Source organism: Streptococcus saliviloxodontae, from assembly GCF_016908655.1.
GTDB lineage: Bacteria > Bacillota > Bacilli > Lactobacillales > Streptococcaceae > Streptococcus > Streptococcus saliviloxodontae.
Window position 1 is genome coordinate 1 of the sequence record NZ_JAFBEI010000056.1, and the last position, 6,855, is coordinate 6,855.

Sequence of the window (6,855 nt, forward strand, 5' to 3'; positions counted from 1 at the left end):
AGTCATAAAAATAAGACAATAACCACGTAACGGCTACTGTCTTGATATTATTTTTTCGCTAAAAGCCTTGATAAGCTTGACAAATGGTAGAAAAAGAGCACAACGCCTAAATAGCCTCCCTTGACCGTCTGTGGAAACAGGTGATAAGCTATCACTCCTATCACACCTATAGCACGTAAGCCATCAAATGCACTAATATAGTTTTTCTTCATCATATATCTCCATTAACAATAGTTAGACCTCCTATTTTAACTGATCCTTGTCACCACTAAAATAGCTGTCTTTTCCTTCATCTCCTATCCATTCCTTTTTCAAAAATAGCGATTTCTTCTTTTCTTACTAATCTTAACTTGGGTTTGCTTTCATCAATCCCTTGTAAACCAGCATCCTCTTTCCACTTTATCTCATTGTTTACGGTCACTTTTCATCTACTACGATAAAAGAGCTTTTTGATATAATAAACTAATACCATCTAAAAGGAGGTTCCCTATGGAAGCAAAATACTTCAGAGATCCCATTCATGGCTATATCCAAGTTGATCATCCCATCATCTATGCTCTGATTAACACTAAAGAATTTCAGCGACTACGCCGTATTAAGCAACTAGGTACCAGCAATAGTGTCTTTCCTGGTGCTGATCACACGCGTTTTTCACATTCCTTAGGAGCTTATCACATTGCTCGATTAATTGTTGAGCATTTTGAAACCTCATATCCCGACCAATGGGATACCAACCTTTCACTACTAACAATGGTCAGTGCTCTGCTTCATGATATTGGTCACGGTGCCTACTCTCACACCTTTGAGATTCTTTTTGACACCGATCACGAAGCAATCACACAAAAAATTATAACAAGTCCTGAAAGCGAAATCAACCTTATTCTAAAAGGGATTTCAGATGATTTCCCCAATCAGGTTGCCAGTGTTATTAATCACACACATCCACAAAAGCAAGTCGTCCAGCTGATCTCAAGTCAAATTGATGTTGATCGCATGGATTACTTGCTTAGAGATACCTACTATACTGGTACCAATTACGGTAACTTTGAGCTTAGTCACATCCTACGCGTCATGCGACCAAGTCACGAGGGTATCTGCTTTTCTTACCAAGGCATGCATGCCGTGGAAGATTATCTCCTTAGTCGCTACCAAATGTATATGCAAGTCTATTTCCATCCTGCTAGCCGATCCATGGAAGTCTTACTTCAAAATCTACTCAAGCGTGCCCGTTACCTATACCCACAACAAAAAAGTTTTTTTGCAACCTACAGCCCTGCTTTAGTCCCTTTTTTCGAAAATAACAATAGTCTAGAAGATTACTTAAGGCTAGATGACGGTGTCTTAAATACCTATTTTCAAAGTTGGATGTCATCTAATGATCCTATCTTAAGTGATCTTTCAGATGCTTTCATCAATCGCCGTTTGTTAAAATCAGTCATTTACAGTCCTGAACAAATCGACTTGATTGATAACTTAAAAGATAACATTGCTCGTTTAGGTTATGACTGCGACTACTACACTGGGCTTCATTCAAACTTTAAACTCCCTTACGACCGTTATCGTCCAGAAGCCACATCTCCTCAGACACAAATCGACATTATACAAAAAAATGGAGATCTAACTGAGCTTTCAACACTATCTCCTCTCATTCAAGCCCTTTCTGGTGAAAATTACGGCGACCACCGCTTCTATTTCCCAAAAGATATGCTTACTAGCGACGACCTCTTTTCCAAGGAAAAACTGAAGTTTCAATCTCATCTAAAAAATGGTTATCTGATATAGAAAACTGACAAGGCATTCATGACAAGTTACGTAATTTTTAGTAAAATAGTAGGTGATTATTTACTAAAATATAAAGTAAAAGATTGAATGAATCCATTCGTGTGATCTTTGAATCTATTTTTTCGAAAAACACACCTCTAATCTCATAGAAATAAGGAGCACTTCATGTCTATTAAATTAGTTGCCGTTGATATCGACGGAACACTTATTACCGATGACCGCCAAGTCACCCCTGAAGTATTTGAAGCGATTCAGGACGCTAAAAAAGCAGGTGTCAAAGTCGTCATTGCCACTGGTCGACCTATTCCAGGCGTTCAAAGCCTCCTCAACCAACTGCAATTAAACCAAGAAGGCGATTATGTTATTACCTTTAACGGAGGTTTGGTCCAAGACACAGCTACAGGAAACGACATTGTCAAAGAAACCCTTACTTACGAAGATTATCTTGACATTGAATTTCTTAGCCGTAAATTAAACGTTCACATGCATGCCATCACCAAAGAGGGCATCTATACCGCCAACCGTAATATCGGAAAATACACGGTTCACGAAGCAACCCTTGTTGATATGCCAATCTACTACCGCACACCAGAAGAGATGACAAACAAGGAAATTGTCAAAATCATGATGATTGATGAACCAGAAATTCTTGATCAAGCTATCGCCAATATCCCACAAGAATTTCACGATAAATACACCATCGTCAAATCAAAACCTTTCTACCTTGAAATCATGAATAAGAAAGTCAGCAAAGGCAATGCCATTATTCATCTAGCAGATAAACTTGGTATTTCCATGGACGAAACTATGGCAATCGGAGACGAAGAGAATGACCGTGCTATGCTTGAAGTCGTAGGAACACCAGTCGTTATGGAAAATGGAGTCCCTTCTGTCAAAGCACTTGCCAAACACATCACCAAATCAAACAATGACAGTGGCGTTGCACACGCTATTAGAGAGTGGGTACTAAACTAATGACATACACTTATAAGGTCGGTATTTCCAAAGAAGAACACGATAACTTTGCTAAGGCAAGCGACCAAACCAATCTTCTTCAAAGTTCAGACTGGGCTCAGGTTAAGGATAACTGGGGCAATGAACGTCTAGGATTTTACAAAGATGGTCAACTGATTGCCTCTGCTTCAATTCTTATTAAGGCTCTACCACTTGGAATGACAATGCTTTATATCCCACGTGGACCTATTATGGACTATAGCAAGCCTGATGATGTCGCTTTTGTTATTTCCTCTCTCAAAAAGTTTGGAAAAAGTAAACATGCCCTCTTTATCAAATTTGACCCAGCTCTACTATTAAAACAGTACCACATCGGTGAAGAAACTGATGAAATCGCTGAAACCCTCGCAAAACTCAAAAACCTTGAGAGTAACGGTGCCGAGTGGACTGGACGTACTATGGAAATCTCACAGAGTATCCAACCACGTTTCCAAGCCAATGTCTACACACAGGCTGATATGACCACAACCTTCCCTAAACATACCAAACGCTTGATGAAAGATGCTAATACGCGTGGAGTCGTCACTAGTCGAGGTGATTTAGCTGATGTTCAAGCCTTCGCTGATGTAGTTGCCCTAACCGAAAACCGTAAAGGCGTTGCTCTTCGTAACCATGATTACTTCAGGAAAATGATGGAAATCTATGGTGACGACGCCTACCTTCACTTGGCTAAAGTTAATCTGCCAAAACGCTTAGAAGAATACAAAGAACAACTCACTCAAATCGAAAAAGACCTCGCTGAAACGGAAGAGCACCAAAAGAAACGCTTGACAAAACTAACACAACAGAAAAATTCTGTTAGCAAGTACATCACTGAATTTGAAGCCTTCGTTGAGAAATATCCTGATGAACTCATTATTGCAGGAATCCTGTCTGTCCGTTTCGGAAATGTCATGGAAATGCTATACGCAGGTATGAATGATGAATTCAAAAAATTCTACCCTCAATATTCCCTCTATCCAAAAGTATTTGAAGATGCCTATGCCGATGGTATCATTTGGGCAAATATGGGAGGTGTTGAAGGAACACTTGATGATGGTCTGACAAAATTCAAATCAAATTTCAACCCTATGATTGAAGAATATATTGGAGAATTTAATATTCCAGTTAATAAACTCCTCTACAGCCTCTCAACTTGGGCTTACGATATGCGTAAAAAACTCAGAAACAAACACTAAAAAGAATTTGAGACTTTCATGGTCTCAAATTCTTTTTTTGATTGCTTCATACTCAAATACGACAAAATCAATAAAAAAAGATCGAGTTAAACTCGACCTTTTAATGACTTATTATTTAACGAAGTCCAACAATGCAAGGAAGCTTTCTGCTTCAAGTGAAGCACCACCTACAAGTGCACCATCAACGTCTGGACAAGCCATGTATTCTGCAACGTTTTCAGGTTTAACTGAACCACCGTATTGAACACGAACTTTATCAGCTACTGCTTGACCGAAGTCTGCTGCAACAACGTCACGAACTGCTTTACACATGTTTTGAGCATCATCTTGAGTTGCTGATTTACCAGTACCGATAGCCCAGATTGGTTCGTAAGCGATAACAAGTGATGACACTTGTTCTTCTGACAAGCCTGCAAGAGCTGCAGAAACTTGAGCACCTACAAATTCAACTGCGTTACCAGCTTCGTAAGTTTCAAGAGATTCACCACAACAGATGATTGGAGTCAAACCGTTAGCAAAGATAGCTTTTGCTTTTTTGTTGATATCTTCGTCAGTTTCGTGGAAGTAGTCACGACGTTCTGAGTGACCGATAACAACGTAGTCTGTACCCATTTCAGCCAATACTTTAGGGCTGTTTTCACCAGTGAAGGCACCTTCGTTTTCGAAGTAGCTATTTTGTGCAGCAACTTTAAGTTCTGAACCTTTAGCTGCTTCAAGAACTGTTGACAAAGTAAGCGCTGGTGCAGCGATACCTGCTTCAACAAGCTCTGATGATGGCAATTTAGAAGCTACTGCTTCGATGAATGCTTTTGCTTCTTTTGGATTTTTGTTCATTTTCCAGTTACCAGCGATAAATGGTTTACGTGACATTTCACATACCTCTTCTTTATTTTTTTTACTCCCTTATTCTATCATATTTTGATAATCTTTTAAAGATTAAGACAGTATTTTACACTTTTTTTCACAATCTATCAGTTACCTCTCTACTTCTACTCATTCAAAACAGAGTAAGCCTGAGTTATCACACGTCTCACAGAGAGAATAAATCTTATCAGTGCTCTTCTTCAACTAATTTAGACCTCTCTAAGAAAAAGCAAGTTAAGATTTTATTCAACTATCAGCAGTCACCTTTCCTATCAAATGTCCACCTATTTAGGGACAAAGTCATCAATAAGAGAAAACAAAAAAGAGCCTCCTAAGAGACTCTTTACAATTATTGTCTGACGAATAATTGCTATTGGGAACTTAATATAATTAAGCTTCGATTTCTGAAACGATACCTGAACCAACAGTACGTCCACCCTCACGGATTGAGAATGTAGTACCTTGTTCTACGGCGATTGGGTGGATCAACTCAACGTCGATAGTCACGTTATCACCAGGCATAACCATTTCTGTACCTGCTGGAAGTTCGATTGAACCAGTTACGTCAGTAGTACGGAAGTAGAACTGTGGACGGTAGTTGTTGAAGAATGGAGTGTGACGTCCACCTTCTTCTTTAGAAAGGATGTAAACTTCACCTTTGAATTTAGTGTGTGGGTTGATTGAACCTGGTTTAGCAATAACTTGACCACGTTCGATTTCATCACGTTGTACACCACGGAGAAGCACACCAACGTTATCACCAGCAAGACCTTCGTCAAGTTGTTTACGGAACATTTCAACACCAGTAACAACTGCTTTAGTGATTTCTTCTTTGATACCAACGATTTCGATTTCGTCGTTGACACGAACAGTACCACGGTCGATACGTCCTGAAGCAACAGTACCACGTCCAGTGATTGAGAATACATCTTCGACTGGAAGAAGAAGTGGTTTGTCTGTATCACGTTCTGGTTCTGGAATGTATGAGTCAACTGTTGACATCAATTCCATGATGATGTCTTCAAATTGAGTATCACCTTCAAGAGCTTTAAGAGCTGAACCTTGGATAACTGGAAGGTCATCACCTGGGAAATCGTATTCTGAAAGAAGGTCACGGATTTCCATTTCAACCAATTCAAGCAATTCTTCATCGTCAACAAGGTCGATTTTGTTCATGAAGACGATAAGGTGTTTAACACCAACCTGACGTGAAAGAAGGATGTGCTCACGAGTTTGTGGCATTGGTCCATCAGTTGAAGCTACTACAAGGATAGCACCGTCCATTTGAGCGGCACCAGTGATCATGTTTTTAACGTAGTCCGCGTGTCCTGGTGCGTCGATGTGAGCGTAGTGGCGAGCTTCAGTTTCGTACTCAACGTGTGCAGTGTTGATTGTGATACCGCGTTCGCGTTCTTCTGGAGCAGCATCGATTGAAGCGTAGTCTTTTGGCTGGTTAACAGCTGATGGAAGACGACGTGCAAGTACAGTTGTGATAGCTGCAGTTAGGGTAGTTTTACCGTGGTCAACGTGTCCGATTGTACCAATGTTAACGTGTGGTTTACTACGATCGTATTTTTCTTTTGCCATTTTAGGAAAAGCCTCCAATAAAATATATTTTATAGATAGACGGTAGGCAATACAGTCTAACTTTACTCTACTATTCTATCAAATTGTCATAGAATTGCAAGTATTTTACACAGATTTTCAAGATTTCTTTATTTTGTCAATTTGTGATATGGCTGTATTTCAACGCTTTGTCCAATATTTGAAGCGTAAATCCACTTGGTTTTTTCAAGTGTCGCAAAAGCCTCCGCACGCCCTGTCAAAATGACCCCTGCAAACCTTGCTTCTCCTGAACTTCTATTATTTTCTAAATAAGTCTGAATATCTTTTCTAGTGTCTAATTGTTCTCTTTTTCCCTTTCTTGCTTGATTACTAGACTAATGCCCGTAACAACGGGCTTTTATCATGTTCTAAAGCCTCCATCTGAAAATGGATCTTCATATTCTTTTACACT

General features: G+C 39.5%; 6 protein-coding genes and 1 pseudogene. 3 read left to right on the plus strand and 4 right to left on the minus strand.

The features are described 5' to 3' along the window. Nucleotides 1-47: 47 nt before the first annotated feature. Complete coding sequence (locus JOC31_RS09430; protein ID WP_205017914.1) at nucleotides 48-212, minus strand: hypothetical protein; 165 nt, start codon at nucleotides 210-212, stop codon at nucleotides 48-50. Nucleotides 213-489: 277 nt separating this feature from the next. On the opposite strand from JOC31_RS09430, the gene JOC31_RS09435 reads away from it, so the two are divergent. From JOC31_RS09435 to JOC31_RS09445, 3 genes are all read left to right on the plus strand, one after another. Further along, nucleotides 490-1,782, plus strand: coding sequence for an HD domain-containing protein (locus tag JOC31_RS09435; RefSeq protein ID WP_205017910.1), 1,293 nt, complete (start codon nucleotides 490-492; stop codon nucleotides 1,780-1,782). 165 nt (nucleotides 1,783-1,947) lie between these two features. Continuing rightward, nucleotides 1,948-2,757 (plus strand): sugar-phosphatase, encoded by an 810-nt coding sequence (yidA, locus tag JOC31_RS09440; RefSeq protein ID WP_205017911.1) that lies wholly within the window; start codon nucleotides 1,948-1,950, stop codon nucleotides 2,755-2,757. Beyond that, nucleotides 2,757-3,974, plus strand: a complete 1,218-nt coding sequence (locus JOC31_RS09445; protein WP_205017912.1) for an aminoacyltransferase — start codon at nucleotides 2,757-2,759, stop codon at nucleotides 3,972-3,974. Before yidA ends, JOC31_RS09445 begins: the two co-directional genes overlap by 1 nt. A gap of 111 nt (nucleotides 3,975-4,085) precedes the next feature. On the opposite strand, the gene tpiA is transcribed toward JOC31_RS09445, so the two are convergent. The 3 genes and pseudogenes from tpiA to JOC31_RS10190 form a co-directional block, all read right to left on the minus strand. Beyond that, nucleotides 4,086-4,844, minus strand: a complete 759-nt coding sequence (gene tpiA, locus JOC31_RS09450) for a triose-phosphate isomerase (RefSeq protein WP_205017913.1) — start codon at nucleotides 4,842-4,844, stop codon at nucleotides 4,086-4,088. Nucleotides 4,845-5,228: 384 nt separating this feature from the next. Then, nucleotides 5,229-6,425 carry an elongation factor Tu gene (gene tuf / locus JOC31_RS09455; protein ID WP_205009398.1) on the minus strand — a complete coding sequence of 399 codons (1,197 nt, stop codon included), beginning with the start codon at nucleotides 6,423-6,425 and terminating at the stop codon, nucleotides 5,229-5,231. A gap of 128 nt (nucleotides 6,426-6,553) precedes the next feature. Then, nucleotides 6,554-6,745: pseudogene (locus tag JOC31_RS10190) on the minus strand (anti sigma factor C-terminal domain-containing protein); the annotation flags it as partial. Nucleotides 6,746-6,855: the final 110 nt, after the last annotated feature.

What these genes read in the sequence shown, in the direction of transcription:
- yidA (WP_205017911.1), top strand. Translation starts at nt 1,948, where the DNA reads ATGTCTATTAAATTAGTTGCCGTTGATATCGACGGAACACTTATTACC.
- JOC31_RS09435 (WP_205017910.1), top strand. Translation starts at nt 490, where the DNA reads ATGGAAGCAAAATACTTCAGAGATCCCATTCATGGCTATATCCAAGTT.
- tpiA (WP_205017913.1), bottom strand. Translation starts at nt 4,844, where the DNA reads ATGTCACGTAAACCATTTATCGCTGGTAACTGGAAAATGAACAAAAAT.
- tuf (WP_205009398.1), bottom strand. Translation starts at nt 6,425, where the DNA reads ATGGCAAAAGAAAAATACGATCGTAGTAAACCACACGTTAACATTGGT.
- JOC31_RS09430 (WP_205017914.1), bottom strand. Translation starts at nt 212, where the DNA reads ATGAAGAAAAACTATATTAGTGCATTTGATGGCTTACGTGCTATAGGT.
- JOC31_RS09445 (WP_205017912.1), top strand. Translation starts at nt 2,757, where the DNA reads ATGACATACACTTATAAGGTCGGTATTTCCAAAGAAGAACACGATAAC.